The organism is Mycobacterium fragae (assembly GCF_002102185.1).
GTDB classification, from domain to species: Bacteria; Actinomycetota; Actinomycetes; order Mycobacteriales; family Mycobacteriaceae; genus Mycobacterium; species Mycobacterium fragae.
On the sequence record NZ_LQOW01000003.1, the window covers coordinates 295941 to 317998 of the forward strand.

22 protein-coding genes are annotated in these 22058 nt (G+C 64.6%); 21 read left to right on the top strand and 1 reads right to left on the bottom strand.

From position 1 onward, the window contains the following. Position 1: 1 nt before the first annotated feature. The 20 genes from AWC06_RS02190 to AWC06_RS02290 all read left to right on the top strand — a co-directional run bounded on the left by AWC06_RS02190 (position 2) and on the right by AWC06_RS02290 (position 19962). A complete protein-coding gene (locus AWC06_RS02190; protein ID WP_085193895.1) occupies positions 2–1327 on the top strand; it encodes a homoserine dehydrogenase in 1326 nt (441 codons plus the stop codon). Further along, a complete protein-coding gene (thrC, locus tag AWC06_RS02195; protein ID WP_085193897.1) occupies positions 1324–2415 on the top strand; it encodes a threonine synthase in 1092 nt (363 codons plus the stop codon). Before AWC06_RS02190 ends, thrC begins: the two co-directional genes overlap by 4 nt. Then, positions 2415–3359 carry a homoserine kinase gene (thrB, locus tag AWC06_RS02200; protein WP_085193899.1) on the top strand — a complete coding sequence of 315 codons (945 nt, stop codon included), beginning with the start codon at positions 2415–2417 and terminating at the stop codon, positions 3357–3359. The genes thrC and thrB overlap by 1 nt, the downstream gene beginning before the upstream one ends. Positions 3360–3620: 261 nt before the next feature. Next, entirely contained in the window at positions 3621–5405 is a 1785-nt protein-coding gene (rho, locus tag AWC06_RS02210) for a transcription termination factor Rho (protein WP_085193901.1), read from the top strand. A gap of 27 nt (positions 5406–5432) precedes the next feature. Next, positions 5433–7034 carry a fatty-acid--CoA ligase FadD1 gene (gene fadD1, locus AWC06_RS02215; protein WP_085193903.1) on the top strand — a complete coding sequence of 534 codons (1602 nt, stop codon included), beginning with the start codon at positions 5433–5435 and terminating at the stop codon, positions 7032–7034. 122 nt (positions 7035–7156) lie between these two features. Further along, a complete protein-coding gene (gene rpmE, locus AWC06_RS02220) occupies positions 7157–7411 on the top strand; it encodes a 50S ribosomal protein L31 (protein ID WP_085193905.1) in 255 nt (84 codons plus the stop codon). Positions 7412–7490: 79 nt separating this feature from the next. Continuing rightward, positions 7491–8564, top strand: coding sequence for a peptide chain release factor 1 (prfA, locus tag AWC06_RS02225; protein WP_085193907.1), 1074 nt, complete (start codon positions 7491–7493; stop codon positions 8562–8564). After that, complete coding sequence (prmC, locus tag AWC06_RS02230; RefSeq protein ID WP_085193909.1) at positions 8561–9412, top strand: peptide chain release factor N(5)-glutamine methyltransferase; 852 nt, start codon at positions 8561–8563, stop codon at positions 9410–9412. The genes prfA and prmC overlap by 4 nt, the downstream gene beginning before the upstream one ends. Continuing rightward, positions 9405–10058: an L-threonylcarbamoyladenylate synthase gene (locus AWC06_RS02235; protein ID WP_085193911.1), complete on the top strand. Its 654-nt coding sequence runs from the start codon at positions 9405–9407 to the stop codon at positions 10056–10058. Before prmC ends, AWC06_RS02235 begins: the two co-directional genes overlap by 8 nt. 24 nt (positions 10059–10082) lie before the next feature. After that, positions 10083–11291: a glycosyltransferase family 4 protein gene (locus AWC06_RS02240; RefSeq protein WP_139819861.1), complete on the top strand. Its 1209-nt coding sequence runs from the start codon at positions 10083–10085 to the stop codon at positions 11289–11291. A 279-nt stretch (positions 11292–11570) separates the two neighbouring features. After that, on the top strand, positions 11571–12029 hold the full coding sequence (locus tag AWC06_RS02245; RefSeq protein WP_085193912.1) for an ATP synthase subunit I: 459 nt from the start codon (positions 11571–11573) through the stop codon (positions 12027–12029). Further along, positions 12022–12777, top strand: coding sequence for a F0F1 ATP synthase subunit A (gene atpB, locus AWC06_RS02250; RefSeq protein WP_085193914.1), 756 nt, complete (start codon positions 12022–12024; stop codon positions 12775–12777). The genes AWC06_RS02245 and atpB overlap by 8 nt, the downstream gene beginning before the upstream one ends. 88 nt (positions 12778–12865) lie before the next feature. Further along, a complete protein-coding gene (locus AWC06_RS02255) occupies positions 12866–13111 on the top strand; it encodes a F0F1 ATP synthase subunit C (RefSeq protein ID WP_085193916.1) in 246 nt (81 codons plus the stop codon). 9 nt (positions 13112–13120) lie between these two features. After that, positions 13121–13648: a F0F1 ATP synthase subunit B gene (locus AWC06_RS02260; RefSeq protein ID WP_085193918.1), complete on the top strand. Its 528-nt coding sequence runs from the start codon at positions 13121–13123 to the stop codon at positions 13646–13648. 5 nt (positions 13649–13653) lie between these two features. Next, positions 13654–14994, top strand: coding sequence for a F0F1 ATP synthase subunit B/delta (locus AWC06_RS02265; RefSeq protein WP_085193920.1), 1341 nt, complete (start codon positions 13654–13656; stop codon positions 14992–14994). Positions 14995–15039: 45 nt separating this feature from the next. Then, positions 15040–16692, top strand: a complete 1653-nt coding sequence (gene atpA / locus AWC06_RS02270) for a F0F1 ATP synthase subunit alpha (protein ID WP_085193922.1) — start codon at positions 15040–15042, stop codon at positions 16690–16692. Positions 16693–16698: 6 nt separating this feature from the next. Then, positions 16699–17622, top strand: coding sequence for a F0F1 ATP synthase subunit gamma (locus AWC06_RS02275; RefSeq protein WP_085193924.1), 924 nt, complete (start codon positions 16699–16701; stop codon positions 17620–17622). Positions 17623–17646: 24 nt separating this feature from the next. Beyond that, complete coding sequence (gene atpD, locus AWC06_RS02280) at positions 17647–19107, top strand: F0F1 ATP synthase subunit beta (protein WP_085193926.1); 1461 nt, start codon at positions 17647–17649, stop codon at positions 19105–19107. 31 nt (positions 19108–19138) lie between these two features. Continuing rightward, positions 19139–19504, top strand: a complete 366-nt coding sequence (locus AWC06_RS02285; protein ID WP_085193928.1) for a F0F1 ATP synthase subunit epsilon — start codon at positions 19139–19141, stop codon at positions 19502–19504. A gap of 14 nt (positions 19505–19518) precedes the next feature. Then, positions 19519–19962, top strand: a complete 444-nt coding sequence (locus AWC06_RS02290; protein ID WP_085193930.1) for a DUF2550 domain-containing protein — start codon at positions 19519–19521, stop codon at positions 19960–19962. Positions 19963–19971: 9 nt separating this feature from the next. Here AWC06_RS02290 and AWC06_RS02295 read toward each other — a convergent pair whose 3' ends face one another. Beyond that, complete coding sequence (locus tag AWC06_RS02295; protein WP_085193932.1) at positions 19972–20562, bottom strand: cob(I)yrinic acid a,c-diamide adenosyltransferase; 591 nt, start codon at positions 20560–20562, stop codon at positions 19972–19974. Positions 20563–20633: 71 nt separating this feature from the next. Between AWC06_RS02295 and murA the strand changes: the two genes are divergently transcribed. Further along, on the top strand, positions 20634–21887 hold the full coding sequence (gene murA, locus AWC06_RS02300; protein WP_085193934.1) for a UDP-N-acetylglucosamine 1-carboxyvinyltransferase: 1254 nt from the start codon (positions 20634–20636) through the stop codon (positions 21885–21887). Positions 21888–22058 lie beyond the last annotated feature (171 nt).

Genomic DNA, 22058 nt, shown 5'->3' on the forward strand with positions numbered 1-22058 from the left:
CGTGAACGGTAATGAGAAGCCGGTCGGCGTAGCAGTACTGGGGTTGGGCAATGTCGGCAGTGAAGTCGTCCGCATCATCGAAGACAGTGCCGATGACCTCGCCCCCCGGATCGGTGCACCCCTGCAGCTGCGCGGTGTAGGCGTACGCCGGGTCGCGGCCGACCGGGGTGTGCCGATCGATCTGCTCACCGACAACATCGAAGAACTGGTCTCCCGCGAGGACGTCGACATCGTCGTCGAGCTGATGGGGCCGGTCGAACCGGCACGCAAGGCGATCCTGACCGCGCTCGAGCATGGCAAGTCGGTCGTCACCGCGAACAAGGCCCTGCTCGCGGTCTCCACGGGTGAGCTCGCCCAGGCGGCCGAAAGCGCCCACGTGGACTTGTATTTCGAGGCGGCCGTCGCCGGCGCCATCCCCGTGATCCGACCGCTGACCCAGTCGCTGGCCGGTGACACAGTGCAGCGGGTAGCCGGCATCGTCAACGGCACCACCAACTACATCCTTTCCGAAATGGACAGCACCGGGGCCGATTACGAGAGCGCACTGGCCGACGCGAGCGCACTCGGTTACGCCGAAGCCGACCCTACCGCCGACGTCGAAGGCTATGACGCCGCCGCGAAGGCCGCGATCCTGGCGTCCATCGCGTTCCACACCCGGGTGACGGCCGACGACGTCTACCGCGAGGGCATCACCAAGGTGACCCCGGACGACTTCGTGTCCGCACGGGCGCTTGGCTGCACCATCAAGCTGCTGTCCATCTGCGAGCGGATCACGACCGACGATGGGCAGCAGCGGGTTTCGGCGCGTGTCTATCCCGCGCTGGTGCCGTTGGCCCATCCCTTGGCCGCGGTCAACGGCGCATTCAACGCCGTGGTGGTCGAGGCGGAAGCCGCGGGCCGGCTGATGTTCTACGGTCAGGGCGCCGGCGGAGCGCCGACCGCCTCAGCAGTGACCGGTGATTTGGTGATGGCCGCGCGCAACCGCGTGCTCGGCAGCCGGGGTCCGCGCGAGTCCAAGTACGCTCAGCTGCCCATCGCCCCGATGGGATTGATCACCACCCGCTATTACGTGAGCATGAACGTGGCCGACAAGCCCGGCGTATTGTCCACGGTCGCAGCAGAATTCGGCAAGCGTGAGGTCAGCATTGCCGAAGTCCGCCAGGAAGGCATGGTGGACGAGGGCGGTCTGCGGGTCGGCGCTCGGCTCGTGGTCGTGACACACCGCGCCACCGACGCCGCGCTCTCCGATACCGTCGCCGCGCTGGCCGACCTCGACGTCGTGCAGGGTGTGGCCAGTGTGCTGCGGCTGGAGGAAACCAGTACATGAGCCCCGCGGGTACCGCCAAGACCAGCACCCACCAGCAGTGGCCGGGTGTGATCGCGGCTTACCGTGACAGGTTGCCGGTCGGCGACGACTGGGCTCCCGTCACATTGTTCGAGGGTGGCACCCCGCTCATACCGGCGACCAGACTGTCCGCCGAGACGGGTTGCACGGTCCACCTGAAAGTCGAGGGGCTCAACCCCACCGGCTCGTTCAAGGACCGCGGCATGACGATGGCGGTCACCGACGCCGTTGCTCGCGGCCAGCAGGCCGTGCTGTGCGCGTCGACTGGAAACACGTCGGCGTCGGCGGCCGCCTACGCCGCCCGGGCCGGCATCACCTGCGCGGTATTGATACCCGACGGCAAGATCGCGATGGGCAAGCTTGCCCAGGCAGTCATGCACGGTGCCAAGATCATTCAGATCGACGGCAACTTCGACGACTGCCTGGAACTCGCCCGCAAGATAGTCGCCGACTTCCCGACCATCTCGCTGGTCAATTCGGTCAACCCGGTGCGGATCGAGGGTCAGAAGACGGCCGCGTTCGAAGTCGTCGATGCGCTGGGTGCCGCGCCCGACGTGCACGCGCTGCCCGTCGGCAACGCCGGCAACATCACCGCATATTGGAAGGGCTACACCGAATATCACCGCGATGGGGTCATCGACAAGCTGCCGCGCATGCTCGGCACGCAGGCGGCAGGCGCGGCGCCGTTGGTATTGGGCGAACCGGTACGTCAGCCGGAGACCATCGCCACCGCCATCCGTATCGGCTCGCCGGCGTCGTGGTCGTCGGCCGTCGAGGCGCAACAGCAGTCCAAGGGACGGTTCCTGGCCGCGACCGATGACGAGATTCTCGCCGCGTATCACCTGGTGGCCGCCGCCGAGGGTGTCTTCGTCGAACCGGCGTCGGCGGCGAGCATCGCTGGCTTACTCAAGGCCCTCGAGGACGGCTGGGTGGCCCGCAGATCCACCGTGGTGTGCACGGTGACCGGCAATGGCCTCAAGGATCCGGACACCGCGCTCAGGGACATGCCCAGCGTGTCCCCGGTGCCCGTCGACCCAGTCGCCGTCGTCGCGAAGTTAGGACTGGTGTAATGACGACGCCGCTGCCGCCAGGGCTGCTGGCAAGCGCCGTGGTCGCGGCGTCCAGCGCCAACCTGGGTCCTGGCTTCGACAGCATCGGGCTGGCATTGAGCCTTTACGACGAAATCATCGTCGAGACAACCGATTTCGGTTTAGTTGTCGAGGTCGACGGCGAGGGTGCCGGCCAGCTGGCGCTGGGCGCAGAGCATCTGGTTGTTCAGGCTGTGCAGCGCGGGCTGCGCGCAGCCGGCGTCAACGCTCCCGGCTTGGTGGTGCGATGCCACAACGCCATCCCACACTCCCGTGGCCTGGGTTCGTCGGCGGCGGCCGTAGTCGGCGGCCTCGCCGCGGTCAATGGGCTTGTCACACAAGCGGGTTCGACACCATTGAGCGAAACAGAGCTGATCCAGTTGTCATCGGAGTTCGAGGGCCACCCCGACAACGCCGCCGCCGCGGTGCTGGGCGGCGCGGTGGTTTCTTGGATCGACAGCAGTTGCGACCCGCCGGGCTTCGGGGCGGTGCCGCTGCGGCTTCATCCCGACATCCATTTTTTCCCCGCCATTCCCGAGGAACGGTCGTTGACGGCGGAGACGAGGGTGCTGCTGCCCGCGCAGGTCAGCCATTACGATGCTCGCTTCAATGTCAGTCGCGCAGCGCTGCTGGTGGTTGCGCTAGCTGAACGGCCCGATCTTTTGATGACCGCCACCGAAGACGTGCTTCACCAGCCGCAGCGCGTCCCCGGGATGCCGGCATCGGCGGAATTAATGCGACTGTTGCGGCGTTGTGGAGTGGCAGCTGTGCTTTCCGGTGCCGGTCCGGCGGTGATCGCACTGAGCACAGAGTCCGAGCTGCCTGCAGAGGCCTTAGAGTACGGCGCCGCAAACGGGTTTGCGGTCAGCGAGCTGAAGGCCGGAGATGGGGTCCGCTGGACTTCCGGGGTGACGGTTCCCAGCTGACGTCTACCAGCACGGCGAACGGGTTTCTTGCTTCCGGCATCGAAGCAGGTTATCCTCGGAGCCGTCCAGCAATCGCAGCATCTGCAACTGCGTTGAGACCAGGACGACCACCAAATTCTTCTTCTGGACGATGGTTCGCCATTTAAACCGCCAATCCTGGCGATCACCGTTGCGGAGTCGATTGTTGGTAGCACTCGGCGATTTGGCTGAATGCAACGAACCTCTCGCTTGAGTCGATCAGCGAGAGAAGAAAGGAAATCCGTGACTGATACGGACCTCATCACGGCTGGCGACAGCACCGAAGACGACAAGCTGTCGAACTCCGTGAGCACAGATACTTCCGCCGAAGCCGACGCATCGGAGTCGGCGGCGGACGCCAACGCGGGCGAGTCGGACGGCTCGCTGTCGACCATGGTGCTTCCCGAGCTGCGTGCGCTGGCCAGTAGAGCCGGCGTCAAGGGCGCCTCGGGGATGCGTAAGAACGAATTGATCGCCGCCATCCGGGAAACCCGGGGGCAGGCGAACGGCGCCGCTTCCGGCGGCAGCGAGGCCGGCACTACGGAGGGCACCGCAGCCGAGGCTTCGGTCGATCAGACCGAAGCTCGCCCAGACCGGACCTCCAAACAGGACCGCCGGGGCGAGAAGGCCGATCAATCCGAGACCGAAAAGCCCGCACGCGACCAACAGGACACCAAGACCGACGAGCGCGAGTCGGAAACGGCCGATAAGGGCGGCGATCAGCAGGGCCAAAAAGACGGCGCCGGGCAACAGACCCGCGGTGGCTCGAACCAGCAAGATGACGACGGTGAGGGTCGAGGCGGCCGGCGGGGGCGCCGGTTCCGGGAACGTAGGCGCCGCGGTGAACGAGCCGGCGACGGTGACACCGAGCTTCGCGAAGACGACGTCGTCCAGCCGGTAGCCGGCATCCTCGATGTTCTGGACAACTACGCGTTCGTGCGGACCTCCGGTTATCTGGCCGGCCCGCACGACGTGTACGTCTCGATGAACATGGTGCGCAAGAACGGCTTGCGCCGCGGCGACGCGGTGACCGGCGCCGTGCGGGTGCCCAAGGACGGTGAACAGCCCAATCAGCGACAGAAGTTCAACCCGTTGGTGCGCCTGGACAGCGTCAACGGCGGCCCGGTCGAAGACGCCAAGAAGCGTCCCGACTTCGGCAAACTGACGCCGCTGTACCCCAACGAGCGGCTGCGGTTGGAGACCGCGACGGAGAAGCTGACCACGCGCGTCATCGATCTGATCATGCCGATCGGCAAGGGCCAGCGCGCGCTGATCGTGTCGCCGCCCAAGGCTGGTAAGACGACGATCCTGCAGGACATCGCGAACGCGATCACCAAGAACAACCCGGAATGCCACCTCATGGTCGTGCTCGTCGACGAGCGCCCCGAGGAGGTCACCGACATGCAGCGCTCGGTCAAGGGCGAGGTCATCGCCTCCACGTTCGACCGGCCGCCGTCGGATCACACGTCCGTTGCCGAGCTGGCGATCGAGCGGGCAAAGCGACTCGTAGAGCAGGGCAAAGACGTCGTGGTGCTGCTGGACTCGATCACCCGGCTGGGACGCGCCTACAACAACGCCTCCCCGGCATCCGGGCGCATTCTGTCCGGCGGTGTCGACTCGACCGCGCTGTATCCGCCCAAGCGCTTCCTCGGCGCGGCCCGCAACATCGAGGAGGGCGGATCGTTGACCATCATCGCCACCGCGATGGTGGAGACCGGATCCACCGGTGACACGGTGATCTTCGAGGAGTTCAAGGGCACCGGCAACGCCGAGCTCAAGCTGGACCGCAAGATCTCTGAACGCCGGGTTTTCCCCGCGGTCGACGTCAACCCGTCGGGCACCCGCAAGGACGAGCTGCTGCTCTCACCCGACGAGTTCGCCATCGTGCACAAGCTGCGTCGTGTGCTGTCCGGACTGGATTCCCACCAGGCCATCGACCTGCTGATGTCGCAGCTGCGGAAGACCAAGAACAACTACGAGTTCCTGGTGCAGGTGTCCAAGACGACGCCGGGCATGGACAACGACTAACGCGCTTGCGGCATACAGTGATCTGCCGTGGCGGACACTCTCCAGCAACTGCTTCGCGAGCGGATTGACGACGACGCGCCCGCGGTGAAATCCGGCGACCGGGTCTGGAGCTGGCGTGAGCACCTGGCAGATGCCTCCGCCACCGCGGCCACATTGATCGGCATTGCCGACCCGAAACGGCCGCTGCATGTCGGCGCACTGCTGGGCAACACTCCCGAGATGCTGGTCGCGATGGCGGCGGCGGCGCTCGGCGGATACGTGTTGTGCGGCATCAACGACACGCGCCGCGGCGGCGCTTTGGCTCGGGACATCCTGCGGGCCGACTGTCAGATATTGCTCACCGATCCCGCCCACCGCGGGCTGCTCGACGGTCTGGACCTGCCCGGGGTTCGGGTGCTGGACGTATCTACCCCGGACTGGTCTGGTTTGCTCGCGGCCGCGGGGGCGCTCACCCCGTACCACGAGGTCGCCCCGACCGACACGTTCATGATGATCTTCACGTCGGGCACCAGCGGCGAGCCGAAAGCCGTGCAGGTCACCCACCTGACGGTGTTGTTCGCCGGCGCTTCATTGATCGAACGCTTCGGGGTCGACGCCTCGGACGTGTGCTATCTATCGATGCCGCTGTTTCACTCCAACGCGCTGCTGGCCGGATGGAGCGTGGCGGTGGGCTCCGGCGCGGCGATGGTGCCTGCGACGTTCTCGGCGTCCGGTTTGCTGGCCGACCTGCGCCGCTACCGCGCGACCTACATGAACTATGTCGGCAAGCCTTTGGCGTACGTGTTGGCCACCCCCGAGCAGCCCGACGACCACGACAACCCGCTGAAGGTCGCATTCGGCAACGAAGCAAGCGATCGTGACATCGCCGAGTTCAGCCGGCGCTTCGACTGCACGGTCTGGGACGGCTTCGGATCCACCGAAGGCGCGATCATCATCACCCGCGACGACGGTTGCCCGCCGGGTTCACTGGGCCGCGGCTTTCCCGGTGTCGGGATCTACAACCCCGAGACCCTCACCGAGTGCCCACCGGCCGTGTTCGACGACGACGGCGCGCTGATCAATGCCGAGGAAGCGATCGGCGAATTGGTGAACACTTCGGGCGCCGGCCTGTTCGCCGGCTATTACAACGACCAGGAAGCCACCGACGCGCGGCTGCGCAACGGCATGTTCTGGTCGGGTGATCTGGCCTACCGCGACACTGACGGATGGATCTATTTCGCCGGACGCAGCGGGGACTGGCTGCGCGTCGACGGCGAAAACATGACAACGGCGCCCATCGAGCGCATCCTGCAGCGGTTGCCGGCAGTCAGCCAGGTCGCGGTGTACGCGGTACCCGATGAGCACGTCGGCGACCAGGTGATGGCCGCACTGGTGTTGGCTGACCATGCCGAGCTGACCCCCGACGAGCTCGGGGAGTTCCTGGCCGTTCAGCACGACCTGTCACCCAAGGCCTGGCCGCGCTATGTGTGGATCACCGACAAGCTGCCGAGCACGGCCACCAACAAGATCCTCAAGCGCGAACTGCGCGCCCAGGGCGCTACACCCGAAGGCGGGCTGCTGTGGACCCGTGTCGGCCGCGACCAGGCCTATACCGTCGTGAACCGCCGGGCCGGGAATGCGCTGGCGTAGTGCTGCGTTTGGGTGGATAGTGCCTGACCTGGCATAATCAATCGCCGAAGTTCAGGTTCCGGTTCACGTCCGTTTCCCTATCCATTCGGGCGACCCGGCGACCGACGATCGCAGAGGACATCATGAAATCTGGCATTCACCCGGCATACCGCGAGACCACCGTGGTCTGCGGCTGCGGCAATACCTTCCAGACCCGCAGCACCAAAGAAAGCGGCCACATCGTGGTCGAGGTCTGCTCGCAGTGCCACCCGTTCTACACCGGCAAGCAGAAGATTCTGGACAGTGGCGGGCGAGTGGCCCGCTTCGAGCGGCGCTACGGCAAGCGCAAGGCGGGTGCCGACAAGGAGCCTGCCGAGGCTCCGCAGGCCGACAAATAGCTGACTTACCGACGCCCGAACTGTCGCGGATGGACCCGCGCAGGCCGGGCGTCGGTTTGCGTTTGGGAGAGGAGGTGCGATGACGCAGAGCGTGCAGGCGATCGACGCCCTGCTGGCCGAACACGCCGATCTCGAGCGTCAGCTCGCCGATCCCGAACTGCACAGCAACCCCGTCAAGGCCCGCAAAGTCGGGCGTCGGTTCGCCCAATTGGCGCCGATCGTCGCGACTCACCGCAAGCTGGAGTCCGTGCGGGGCGACCTGGACACCGCGCGCGAGCTGGCCGCCTCCGACGAGTCGTTCGCCGCCGAGGTAACCGAACTGGAGGCATGCGCGGCCGAACTGGACACCCAACTCACCGACATGCTGGCGCCCCGCGACCCGCACGACGCCGACGACATTGTGCTCGAAGTCAAATCCGGTGAAGGCGGCGAGGAATCGGCATTGTTCGCCGCGGATTTGGCGAGGATGTACATCCGCTACGCCGAGCGCCACGGCTGGACGGTGACGGTGCTGGACGAGACGACCTCGGATCTGGGTGGCTACAAGGACGCGACGCTGTCGATAGCGAGCAAGGGTGACGCGGCCGACGGGGTATGGTCGCGAATGAAGTTCGAGGGTGGTGTGCATCGGGTGCAACGCGTTCCGGTGACCGAATCCCAAGGGCGCGTGCACACTTCGGCCGCCGGCGTTCTGGTCTACCCCGAACCCGAGGAAGTCGGCGAGGTGCAGATCGACGAGTCGGATCTGCGCGTCGACGTCTACCGCTCGTCGGGCAAGGGCGGTCAGGGCGTCAACACCACCGACTCCGCGGTGCGAATCACCCACCTGCCCACGGGAATCGTCGTCACCTGCCAAAACGAGCGCTCCCAATTGCAGAACAAGACACGCGCCCTGCAGGTGCTGGCCGCAAGGCTGCAGGCGATGGCCGAAGAGCAGGCACTGGCCGAAGCGTCGGCCGACCGCGCCAGCCAAATCCGCACGGTGGACCGCAGCGAGCGCATCCGCACATACAACTTCCCGGAAAATCGGGTCACTGACCATCGCATCGGCTACAAGGCACACAATCTCGACCAGGTGCTCGACGGCGACCTCGACGCGTTGTTCGATGCGTTGGGCGCCGCCGACAAGCAGTCCCGGCTGCAGCAGGCATGAGGACCCGACTGCGCGAAGCGATCGACGCGGCTGCGACGCTGCTCGCAGACGCCGGAATCGGTTCTGCGCGCTACGATGCCGAAGCGTTGGCCGCGCACATCGCAGGCACCGAGCGAGGACGGCTGCCCCTGATCGACCTGCCCGATGACGAGTTTTTTGGGCGTTACCAGTCGGTCATCGCCGAGCGCTCGCGCCGCGTGCCCCTGCAGCATCTGATCGGCAGCGTGATGTTCGGGCCGGTCACGCTGTCCGTCGGACCCGGAGTGTTCATCCCCCGTCCGGAAACCGAAGCGATGTTGGAATGGGCCAGCGCGCAGAATCTTCCGGCACAGCCGGTGATCGTGGACCTGTGCACCGGCTGTGGTGCGCTGGCGGTGGCGTTGGCCCACCGCCGGCCGGCGGCCCGGGTGCTCGGCATCGACGACGCGGAGGCGGCGCTCGACTATGCGCGGCGCAACTCCGCGGGCACGGCGGTGGAATTGCTGTGCGCCGACGTCACCGATGCCGACTTGCTCACCGAGCTCGACGGACGCGTCGACCTCGTGGTCGCCAATCCGCCATACGTCCCCGATGCTGCTGTGTTAGAACCCGAAGTGTCCCAGCATGATCCGCGTCACGCGGTGTTCGGTGGCCCGGATGGAATGACCGTGATCGCGGCGGTCATCGGCCTCGCCGGGCGTTGGCTGCGCCCGGGCGGCTTGTTCGCTGTCGAGCACGACGACACAACGTCAAAGATGACATATGAAATGATCAGCGGCACAGCCCTTTTCGATGAGATCGTGGCCCGAATCGATCTCGCAGAACAGCCACGGTTCGTGACCGCTCGCCGAAGGGCGGCGCATGACTGAGGTGTTCGACTGCGCCGATCCCGACCAGCGCTCCCGCGGAATTGCCTCGGCGGTCGGGGCGGTAAAGAACGGCCGGCTGGTGGTTATGCCGACGGACACCGTTTACGGCATCGGTGCCGACGCTTTCGACAGCGCGGCCGTTGGCGCATTGCTGTCGGCGAAGGGCCGCGGGCGCGATATGCCGGTGGGGGTACTGGTCGGCTCGTGGCACACCATCGACGGGCTTGCGCTCAGGGTTCCCGACGGCGCCCGTGACCTGATCCGCGCATTCTGGCCGGGCGCGCTGAGCCTCGTGGTGCGGCAGGCGCCGTCGCTGCAGTGGGACCTCGGCGATGCCCGCGGAACGGTGATGGTGCGGATGCCGCTGCATCCGGTCGCCATCGAATTGCTGCGCGAGGTCGGGCCGATGGCGGTGTCGAGCGCCAACGTGTCCGGCCGTCCGCCCGCAGTTGACGTCGAGGACGCGCGCGGCCAACTCGGCGACCTCGTCGACGTCTATCTCGATGCGGGTCCGGCCGCCCGGCAAGCGGCCTCCACGATCCTGGACCTGTCCGGGCCGGCACCCCGGATTCTGCGCTCCGGACCGGTCAGCGCGGAGGATATCGCGGCAATACTCGGAACGGACTCGGCGAGTTTGACCGGCTAGGCGCGCTATTCGAGTATCGGGTTGGTGCAGTACGGTTTCGGGATGCTCAGCGATGCCGACGGCCTTGCCGGCGGTCTGCTCGCCCTGTCCGATCGTGGCGCCGGTGTGCCGTTGCGCGAGCTGGTGCTCGTCGGGCTGACGGCCGCGATCGTCACCTACTTTGCGACCGGACCGGTGCGCCTGCTGGCCACCCGGTTGGGCGCCGTCGCCTACCCGCGCGAGCGCGATGTGCATGTGACCCCGACGCCCCGGATGGGCGGGCTGGCGATGTATCTCGGCATCATCTCGGCTGTCTTTCTGGCTTCCCAGCTGCCCGCGCTGACCCGCGGTTTCGTCTACTCCTCGGGCATGCCCGCGGTGGTGGTGGCGGGCGCGCTGATCATGGGCATCGGGCTGATCGATGACCGGTGGGGCCTGGACGCACTGACCAAGTTCGCGGGTCAGATCACCGCGGCCAGCGTGCTGGTCACCATGGGAGTCGCCTGGAGTGTTCTCTACATTCCACTCGGCGGCGTCGGCACCATCGTGCTGGACCAGGTTTCCTCGATTCTGCTGACACTGGCGCTGACGGTGTCGATCGTCAACGCGATGAACTTCGTCGACGGGCTCGACGGGCTGGCCGCCGGGCTGGGCCTGATCACCGCGCTGGCGATCTGCATGTTCTCGGTCGGCCTGCTTCGCGACCATGGCGGTGACGTGCTGTTCTATCCGCCGGCGGTGATCTCGGTGGTGCTGGCCGGGGCCTGTCTGGGCTTTCTGCCGCACAACTTCCACCCCGCCAAGATCTTCATGGGGGATTCCGGTTCGATGCTGATCGGTCTGATGTTGGCCGCCGCGTCGACGACCGCCGCAGGTCCGATTTCGCAGAACGCCTACGGCGCCCGCGATGTGTTTGCTTTGTTGTCGCCATTCCTGTTGGTGGTGGCCGTGATGTTCGTGCCGATGCTCGACCTGCTGCTCGCGATCGTGCGGCGCACCCGGGCGGGTCGCAGCGCGTTCAGCCCCGACAAGATGCATCTGCATCACCGGCTGCTGCAGATCGGTCATTCGCACCGGCGCGTGGTACTGATCATCTATCTATGGGTCGGCATCGTCGCTTTCGGCATGGCGAGCACCATCTTCTTCAATCCCCGCGACACCGGTGCCGTGATGCTGGCCGCGATTGCCATCGCAGTCGTCGCGACGTTGATCCCCTTGCTACGCCGGCGCGACGATATCTACGACGAGGAGTAGTAGAGTCGCGCGAATTGTGGTACGGTGCAGCTAGAACCCGAATTAACCTCGCGGGTTGCCGGCCACTGGCCGTCGGACCCAACTCCGATCGCGCCGACTAACGACCGACAAAGGGAGCTACTCCTTGGGTGATTCGAGTGCGTTGATTGCCCTCCGATACGCTCAACGGGCCACGCTCGAATCAACCAGGCAGACTCCCAACCGTGGCGATCGCAAGCGCGGCGAAGCCGGGCGCAGCGGGTCGTCACGAGACAACCTAGCGAGGACTGAGGTGCAGCAGTGACAACGCCAGCGCAGGACGCGCCGTTGGTGTTTCCGTCTGTTGCGTTCCGGCCGATTCGGCTTCTTGTCATCTCCGTTGCCCTGACCGCTGTGGCGATAGCCGCGGCCGGTTGGCTCGGGCACCCGATGGTTGGTGTGTTCATCGGGATCGGGCTTTTGATGGGTTTGCTCAACGCGCTCTTGGTGCGCCGTTCGGTCGCCGTCATCACCGCCGACGCGCATCCGCTCAAAAAGAAGTTGGCACTGAATTCAGCCGGGCGGCTGTTGGTGATCTCGGTGATCGGACTGATCATCGCGTTCGCCTTCCGGCCCGAGGGATTAGGCGTAGTTTTCGGACTTGCGCTCTTCCAATTGCTGCTGGTGTTCAGCACCGCGCTACCGGTTTGGCAGAAGCTGCGTGCGGGAGGAGCCGATCCGGACGGCGGCACCGAGGGGAGGGAAGACAGCGATGACTAAGGCGCTCCTGGCCGAGGCCAGCATCGAAGTCGGCCAGCACAACACCGCCAAATGGTTCGGGATGACCGTCAACACCGACACCATATTGTCGAGCGCTATCGCCGCGGTGATCGTGATCGCCCTGGCGTTCTTCCTGCGTAGCAAGGTCACCTCGACCGGGGTGCCGGGCGGGGTTCAGTTGTTCTTCGAGGCGATCACCATCGGGATGCGCAACCAGATCGAGAGCGCGATCGGTATGCGGATCGCCCCCTTCGTGTTGCCACTGGCGGTCACGATCTTCGTGTACATCCTCATCTCCAACTGGCTCGCGGTGCTGCCGCTGCAGTACACCGACGAGAAGGGGCACACCACCGAGTTGCTCAAGTCGGCCGCGGCCGACATCAACTACGTGCTGGCGCTGGCGTTGTTCGTGTTCATCTGCTATCACGCGGCCGGTTTCTGGCGGCGGGGCATTCTGGGCCATCCACTCGGGGTGCTCAAGGGCCACGTCGTTTTCATGGCCCCGTTCAATCTGGTCGAAGAGGTTGCCAAGCCGATCTCGTTGTCGCTCCGACTTTTCGGGAACATCTTTGCCGGCGGGATCCTGGTCGCGCTGATCGCACTGTTTCCGCCGTATGTCTTGTGGGCACCCAACGCCATCTGGAAAGCATTCGACTTGTTCGTCGGACTGATCCAGGCCTTCATCTTCGCGTTGCTGACGATCTTGTACTTCAGTCAGGCGATGGAGATGGAAGAAGACCACGTGTAGGCCCAGACGACGGTTTCAGGATTGTTAGCCACCACGTACCACAACGGAAAACCTGGTAGACCGCTACCAGATATCAAGGAGGATAAGGATGAATCCCACTATCGCTGCCGGCGCCCTTATCGGCGGTGGACTGATCTTGGGCGGTGGCGCCGTCGGCGCCGCCATCGGTGACGGTGTCGCCGGTAACGCGCTGATCTCCGGTGTTGCCCGCCAACCTGAAGCACAGGGCCGGCTGTTCACACCGTTCTTCATCACGGTCGGTCTGGTGGAGGCCATGTACTTCATCAACCTGGCGTTCATGGCGTTGTTCGTCTTCGCCACACCAGTCAAGTAATCCACTGAAATGGGTGACATGAGCGCTACCGTCCTGGCCGTCGCGGGCCGGGCCGCAGAGGAAGCCGAAGGCAACAACTTCCTCATCCCCAACGGGACCTTCTTCGTCGTGCTGATCATCTTCTTGATCGTGCTCGGCGTGATCGGCACCTTCGTCGTGCCGCCGATCATGAGGGTGCTGCACGAGCGCGAGAACATGGTCACCAAGACGCTGGAGGACAACAAGAAGTCGGCAGAGCAGTTCGCCGCTGCTCAAGACGACTACGAGAAAGCGATGTCCGAAGCCCGGGTGGAGGCGTCGGCCGCCCGCGACAACGCCCGGGCCGAGGGCCGCAAGGTCGTCGAGGACATGCGCGCCCAAGCGGAGGAACAGGTGGCTTCGACGCTGCAAGACGCCGGCGAGCAACTCAAGCGGGAGGGCGACGCGGTGGCAGCGGAGCTGCGCTCTCGGGTGGAGGGCATGTCCACGACGCTGGCCAGCCGCATCCTCGGCGTCGAGGTCACAACCTCGGTTACCACGACCGGGTCGGGGCGGTAGTCAACATGTCGACTTTCTTCGGGCAGCTGGCCGGGTTCGCCGTCATCGTGTTGCTGGTCTGGCGCTACGTCGTGCCGCCCGTGCGCAGGCTGATGACTGAGCGGCAAGAGACCGTGCGACAAGAGCTGGAAGATTCCGCCGCGGCTGCCAAGCGGCTCGAAGAAGCCGGCCAAGCCCACGCCCAGGCGCTGGAGGAGGCCAAGGCCGAGGCGCGCCGAATCACCGAAGAAGCCCACGCGGATGCCGAACGTATCGCCGAACAACTGCACGCCCAAGCGGACGCCGAGGTCGAGCGCATCAAACAACAGGGCGCCAAACAGGTCGAGCTGATGCGAGCGCAGCTGATCCGCCAGCTGCGCCAGGACATCGGTACCGAATCTGTCCGGCGAGCAGGTGATTTGGTGCGTGGCTATGTCGCCGACTCGGAGCAGCAGTCGGCCACCGTCGATCGCTTCCTCGACGATCTCGACGCGATGGCGCCGTCGGACGCCGAGGTCGAGTACCCCGTACTGGCGAAGATGCGTTCGGCCAGCCGACGGTCACTGGACGCTCTGGTGGACCGGTTCGGCGAGATCGCCGACGGCCTCGATGACAAGGCGCTGTCCACCCTCGCCGAGGAACTGGCATCGGTGGCTGCACTTCTGAACCGCGAGATCGTGGTCACCCGCTACCTCACCGTTCCGGCCGAGGACGCCGCACCCAGAATCCGGCTGATCGAACGGCTGGTAGCGGACAAGGTTGGAGACACCACACTGGACATACTCCGCAGTGCCGTCTCGCAGCGCTGGTCCACCAACTCCGACCTGGTCGATGCTGTCGAACACATTGCGCGCCAAGCGTTGCTGATGCGCGCCGAACGAGCCGGCCAGGTCGACGAGGTTGAAGACCAGCTGTTCCGGTTCAGCCGCATCCTCGATGCTCAGCCCCGCCTCGCCATCCTGCTTGGCGACTATGCCGTTCCCCCCGAAGGCCGTGTCCAGTTGCTGCGCAACGTCCTCGACAGCGCCAGCGGCCGCGTCAACCCGATCGCTGCCGAGTTGCTGTCCCAGACGGTTGAATTGCTGCGCGGCCAGCCTGCCGAGGAGGCGGTGCTCGGTCTCGCCGAGGTGGCGGTAGCCCGCCGCGGTGAAGTCGTCGCACACGTCACCGCCGCGGCTGAACTCACCGACCGGCAGCTCGAGCGCCTCACCGAGGTGCTGAGCCGGATCTACAGCCATCCGGTGACGGTGCAGATGCAGATCGATCCCGAAGTGCTGGGCGGGCTTTCGATCACGGTGGGCGACGAGGTGATCGACGGCACGCTCTCCTCTCGCCTTGCCGCAGCCGAGACCCAGCTACCAGACTGAACTACCAACGAGTCATCACAATCACAATCAGGAAGACGAAAAGCCATGGCAGAGTTGACAATCTCCGCTGACGACATTCAGGGCGCAATCGAGGAATACGTTAGCTCATTCACCTCCGACACCGCCCGCGAAGAGGTAGGCACCGTCGTCGACGCGGGTGACGGCATCGCGCACGTCGAGGGAATGCCGTCGGTAATGACCCAGGAACTGCTCGAGTTTCCCGGCGGTGTGTTGGGTGTGGCGCTCAACCTCGACGAGCACAGCGTCGGCGCGGTGATCCTGGGTGACTTCGAGAAAATCGAAGAGGGCCAGCAGGTTAAGCGCACCGGCGATGTGCTGTCGGTCCCGGTCGGGGACGGGTTCCTGGGCCGGGTGATCAACCCGCTCGGCCATCCGATCGACGGCCGCGGCGACATCGAAGCTGACGAACGCAGGGCCTTGGAGATCCAGGCGCCCTCGGTGGTGCAGCGCCAGGGCGTCAAAGAGCCATTGCAGACCGGGATCAAGGCCATCGACTCGATGACCCCGATCGGCCGCGGGCAACGGCAGCTGATCATCGGCGACCGCAAGACCGGCAAGACCGCAGTGTGCGTGGACACCATCCTCAACCAGCGGCAAAACTGGGAATCCGGCGATGAGCAAAAGCAGGTGCGGTGTGTCTACGTAGCCATCGGGCAGAAGGGCACCACGATCGCCGCCGTGCATCACACGCTCGAGGAGGGCGGCGCGATGGACTACACGACGATCGTCGCCGCGCCCGCATCCGAGTCCGCAGGTTTCAAATGGCTTGCGCCATACACTGGTTCGGCGATCGCGCAGCACTGGATGTATGAGGGTAAGCATGTGCTGATCGTGTTCGACGACCTGAGCAAGCAGGCCGAGGCGTACCGCGCGATCTCGCTGCTGCTGCGCCGCCCACCCGGCCGCGAAGCCTACCCGGGCGACGTGTTCTATCTGCACTCGCGCCTGCTGGAGCGCTGCGCCAAGCTCTCCGACGACCTCGGGGGCGGCTCGTTGACCGGCCTGCCGATCATCGAGACCAAGGCCAACGACATCTCGGCCTACATCCCTACCAATGTCATCTCGATTACCGACGGACAGTGCTTCCTGGAGTCCGACCTGTTCAACCAGGGTGTTCGGCCGGCGATCAACGTCGGGGTATCGGTGTCCCGGGTCGGTGGCGCGGCGCAGATCAAGGCGATGAAGGAGGTTGCCGGGTCCCTGCGGCTGGACCTGTCGCAGTATCGCGAACTGGAGTCGTTCGCGGCCTTCGCCTCCGACCTCGACGCCACGTCGAAGGCGCAGTTGGAGCGGGGTGAGCGCTTGGTGGAACTGCTCAAGCAACCGCAAAACCAGCCGGTGCCGGTAGAGGAGCAGGTGGTTGCGATCTTCCTCGGTACCGGTGGTCACCTGGACTCGGTTCCGGTCGAAGACGTACGGCGTTTCGAAACCGAATTCCTCGATCATGTCCGGGCTTCCGAAGAGGGCATTCTTTCCGAGATTCGGGAATCGCAGAATCTCACCGAAGAGCAGGCCGAGAAGTTGACCGAGGTGGTCAACGACTTCAAGAAGGGCTTCGCGGCGACCGGCGGCGGCTCGGTGGTGCCCGACGAGCATGTCGAAGCTCTTGACGAAGAGAAATTGGCGAAGGAAGCGGTGCAGGTGCACAAGCCCGCGCCGCCGCAGAAGAAGAAGTAACCAAAGATGGCTGCCACACTTCGCGAGCTGCGGGGCCGGATCCGCTCTGCCGGGTCGATCAAAAAGATCACCAAGGCACAGGAGATGATCGCGACCTCGCGTATCGGCAAGGCGCAAGCCCGTCTGGAGGCGGCTCGGCCGTACGCCAACGAGATCACCCGGATGCTCACCACGCTGGCGAACGAAGCCGCCTTGGACCACCCGCTGCTTGTCGAACGGCCTGAGCCGAAACGGGCTGGTGTACTGGTGGTCTCATCCGACCGCGGTCTCTGTGGTGCATACAACTCCAGCATCTTTCGGCGCGCGGAGGAGCTGTTTTCGCTGCTTCGTGAGGAAGGCAAGACGCCGGTACTCTATGTAGTCGGCCGAAAAGCGCTGAATTACTACACATTCCGAAACTGGGATATCAATGAGTCGTGGACAGGTTTTTCGGAGCGACCCGGGTACGAGAATGCCGTCGAGGTGGCTGAGACGTTGGTGGAAGCCTTCTTGGCGGGCGTCGAGAACGACGGTGAGCGTCAGGAGCAAGAGGGCGCTCCCGCGGTCGACGAGTTGCACATCGTGTACAGCGAATTCAAGTCGATGATGTCGCAGTCGGCCGAGGCGCACCGCATCGCCCCAATGGTTGTGGAGTACGTCGAGGAGGACACCGGGCTGCACACGTTGTACTCATTCGAGCCGGATGCGACAACGCTGTTCGAGTCGCTGCTGCCGCGGTACTTGACCACCCGCGTATACGCGGCGTTGCTCGAGTCAGCTGCATCCGAGCTGGCGTCGCGCCAACGGGCGATGAAGTCGGCGAGCGACAATGCTGACGATCTCATCAGGGATCTCACGTTGGAGGCCAACCGCGAGCGACAGGCCCAGATCACTCAGGAAATCAGCGAAATCGTCGGCGGCGCAAACGCACTCGCCGAGGCCGCTGGATAAGCCCCTTTAGGAAGCGAAAAGATTATGGCTGCTACCACGAAAAAGACTCAGAAGTCTAACAACTCCAAGAGCACCGACAATAACGGCCGCGTGGTGCGGGTAACCGGGCCCGTGGTCGACGTCGAGTTTCCGCGCGGCTCCGTGCCGGAGCTGTTCAACGCGCTGCATGCGGAGGTCACGTTCAAGGCACTTGCTAAGACGTTGACGCTGGAAGTAGCGCAGCATCTCGGCGACAACCTCGTGCGCGCCATCTCGCTGGAGCCGACCGACGGGCTGGTGCGCGGCGTCGAGGTGATCGACACCGGCGACTCGATTTCGGTTCCGGTCGGCGAGGGTGTCAAGGGCCACGTCTTCAATGCGCTTGGCTATTGCCTGGATGAGGATGGCTACGGAAAAGATTTCGAGCATTGGCCCATTCACCGCAAGCCGCCGGCGTTCGACGAGCTGGAACCCCGTACCGAGATGCTCGAGACCGGCCTTAAGGTTGTCGATCTGCTGACGCCGTATGTGCGCGGTGGCAAGATCGCGCTGTTCGGCGGTGCCGGCGTGGGTAAAACGGTGCTCATCCAGGAGATGATCAACCGTATCGCTCGAAACTTCGGCGGCACTTCGGTTTTCGCCGGCGTTGGTGAGCGTACCCGTGAGGGCAACGACTTGTGGGTGGAACTCGGCGAAGCGGATGTACTCAAGGACACCGCGTTGGTGTTTGGTCAGATGGATGAGCCGCCCGGCACCCGTATGCGGGTGGCGCTGTCGGCCTTGACGATGGCCGAGTACTTCCGCGACGAGCAGGGCCAGGACGTGCTGCTGTTCATCGACAACATATTCCGGTTCACTCAGGCCGGGTCGGAGGTGTCCACGTTGCTCGGCCGGATGCCCTCGGCAGTGGGTTATCAGCCGACGCTGGCCGACGAAATGGGCGAGTTGCAGGAACGCATCACCTCGACGCGGGGCAAGTCGATCACCTCGATGCAGGCGGTGTACGTTCCCGCCGACGACTACACGGACCCGGCGCCGGCGACGACCTTTGCCCACCTTGACGCCACCACCGAGCTGAGCCGGTCGGTGTTCTCCAAGGGCATTTTCCCGGCAGTGGATCCCTTGGCGTCCAGCTCGACCATCCTGGACCCCAGCGTGGTCGGCGAAGAGCACTACCGGGTGGCACAGGAAGTCATTCGAATCCTGCAGCGCTACAAGGACTTGCAAGACATCATTGCGATTCTTGGTATCGACGAGCTGTCCGAAGAGGATAAGCAACAGGTGCAGCGGGCACGGCGTATCGAGCGGTTCCTGTCACAGAACATGATGGCGGCCGAACAGTTCACCGGCCAGCCGGGTTCCACTGTGCCGTTGAAGGAAACCATCGAGGCGTTCGACAAGCTCGCAAAGGGCGATTTCGACCATGTGCCCGAGCAGGCCTTCTTCTTGATCGGCGGCCTTGACGACCTGGCCAAGAAAGCTGAAAGCTTCGGCGCCAAGTTGTGATTCGTTCCTACCCGCAACGAGAGGTGGTTTGATGGCGGAGTTGAACGTGGAGATCGTCGCCGTCGACCGCAAGATCTGGTCGGGCGAGGCGACATTCCTCTTCACCCGCACCACCGTCGGCGAGATCGGTATCTTGCCACGGCATATCCCGGTGGTGGCGCAGTTGGTTGACGACGCCATGGTCCGCGTCGAACGTGAGGGTGAGGACGACCTGCGCATCGCGGTGGACGGTGGTTTCATGTCGGTGACCGAGGAGGGCGTCACCATCCTCGCCGAGTCGGCCGAATTCGAATCGGAGATCGACGAGTCTGCGGCCAGACAGGATTCCGAGTCCGACGATCCCCGCATCGCCGCCAGGGGCCGCGCGAGATTGCGCGCTGTCGGCGCGATCGACTAGCGGAGTCGCTCCCGATGAGCGCGCTCATGATTGTCATGGTCGTGCTCGTCGCGGTGTTGGCAATTGCCGTTGTCGCGCTGAGTTATCGTCTGTGGAAACTGCGCCAAGGCGGAACGGCGGCAATCATGCGGGACATCCCCGCAGTCGGGGGCCATGGTTGGCGCCACGGCGTGATCCGCTATCGGGGTGAGGATGCCGCGTTCTATCGGTTGTCCAGTGTTCGCCTGTGGCCGGATCGTCGACTGGGCAGGCGCGGCGTCGAGGTCGTTTCGCGCCGGTCGCCTCGCGGTGATGAGTTCGACATCATGACCGAAGAGATCATTGTCTTGGAGCTGCGAGACACCACACAAGACCGCAGGCGGGGTTATGAAATCGCACTGGACCGAGGCGCATTAACGGCTTTCCAGTCCTGGCTGGAATCACGTCCCTCGCCAAGGGCGCGGCGGCGCACCACGTGAAGCCCAGACCTATTCCTCCGACTGCTCGGCCTGCCCGCCACCCGGCTGCCAAAGCACGTCCCCGTTCGGATTGGCCAGTCGGGATAGGATAAACAACAAGTCGGACAATCGATTCAGGTACTTGGCCGGCAACGGGCTGACATCTGATGGGTGTGTATCGATTGCCGCCCACGCCGAACGCTCAGCGCGCCGCACTACCGTCCGGGCGACATGCAGTAGCGCGGATAACGGTGTACCACCTGGCAGCACAAAAGAATTGAGTGCCTCCAGGCCCTCGTTGAACTCGTCGCACCACCCCTCGAGCCGATCGATGTAAGCCTGGGTAATGCGCAGCGGAGGGTGCTTTGGCTTGTCCACCACCGGAGTCGAAAGATCCGCGCCGGCGTCGAACAGGTCATTCTGAATCTGCCGTAGCACGTTCGTTATCCGCTGTTCGGGGGTTCCAACTGCGATCGCGACACCGATCGCCGCGTTTGCCTCGTCGCAGTCTGCATACGCGACCAATCGCACGTCGTTCTTGGAGACCCGCGAGAAGTCGCTCAACCCTGTGGTGCCGTCATCACCGGTGCGGGTATAGATGCGGGTCAGGTGTACTGCCATGACTCAAAACGGTACCGGGTGGATCGCCGCGCCCGACTGACAGGGCGAACCCCCTTCATTACACTAACCGCGTGGCGGAGCGTTTCGTGGTTACCGGTGGCAATCGGTTGTCGGGCGAAGTTGCTGTTGGGGGCGCCAAGAATAGCGTTCTGAAGCTGATGGCAGCGGCGCTGTTGGCCGAGGGCACCAGCACGATCACCAATTGCCCCGATATCCTCGACGTCCCGCTGATGGCGGAGGTCCTGCGCGGCCTCGGCGCGACAGTCGAACTCTCCGGCGCTACCGTGCGAATCACCTCGCCCGACGAACCGAAATACGATGCCGACTTCGCCGCAGTGCGGCAGTTTCGGGCATCGGTCTGCGTGCTGGGACCACTGGTAGGTAGATGCAAGCGGGCCAAAGTGGCGCTGCCCGGCGGCGACGCTATCGGGTCGCGTCCTTTGGACATGCACCAGGCGGGGCTGCGGCAGTTGGGTGCCAACTGCAATATCGAGCACGGCTGCGTCGTGGCTCAGGCGGACACGTTGCGCGGGGCGGAGATTCAGCTGGAGTTCCCGTCAGTCGGGGCCACCGAGAACATCCTGATGGCCGCGGTCTTGGCCGAGGGCGTCACCACGATCCACAATGCGGCCCGCGAGCCCGACGTTGTGGACCTGTGCACGATGTTGAACCAGATGGGCGCAAAGGTCGAGGGTGCCGGCTCGCCGACAATGACCATCACCGGTGTGCCGCGGCTGCATCCCACAGAGCACCGCGTGATCGGAGACCGCATCGTGGCGGCCACCTGGGGCATCGCGGCGGCGATGACCCGCGGCGACATCACGGTCACCGGCGTCGACCCGGCGCACTTGCAGGTGGTGCTGCACAAGCTGCACGACGCGGGTGCGACAGTCACCCAGACCGACGACAGCTTCCGGGTGACCCAGTACGAGCGGCCCAAGGCCGTCAACGTCGCGACACTGCCATTCCCCGGGTTTCCGACGGACTTGCAGCCGATGGCGATCGCTTTGGCTTCGATCGCCGATGGCACGTCGATGATCACTGAGAACGTGTTCGAGGCACGGTTCCGGTTCGTCGAGGAAATGATCCGGCTCGGCGCGGATGCTCGCACCGACGGCCACCACGCCGTCGTGCGAGGACTACCGCAACTGTCGAGCGCGCCGGTGTGGGCGTCCGACATCCGAGCCGGCGCCGGCTTGGTGCTCGCGGGACTGGTAGCCGACGGCGACACCGAAGTCCATGACGTGGTCCACATCGATCGGGGCTATCCGTTGTTTGTGGAAAACCTTGTCAGTCTCGGAGCCGAGATCGAGCGAGTAGAATAGCGCTGACTAAACAACCCACGCCGCTTCTAGGGAGCGATTAGTGGAGTTGACGGTGCTTGGGCTGCGGAGTATAGTAGCAGGGTTGCCTGTTGATGGGTGTTGTTTGAGAACTCAATAGTGTGTTTGGTGTTTTTGTTTGTTGTTGTTTTTTGCCGCATTCTGATGCCCCGT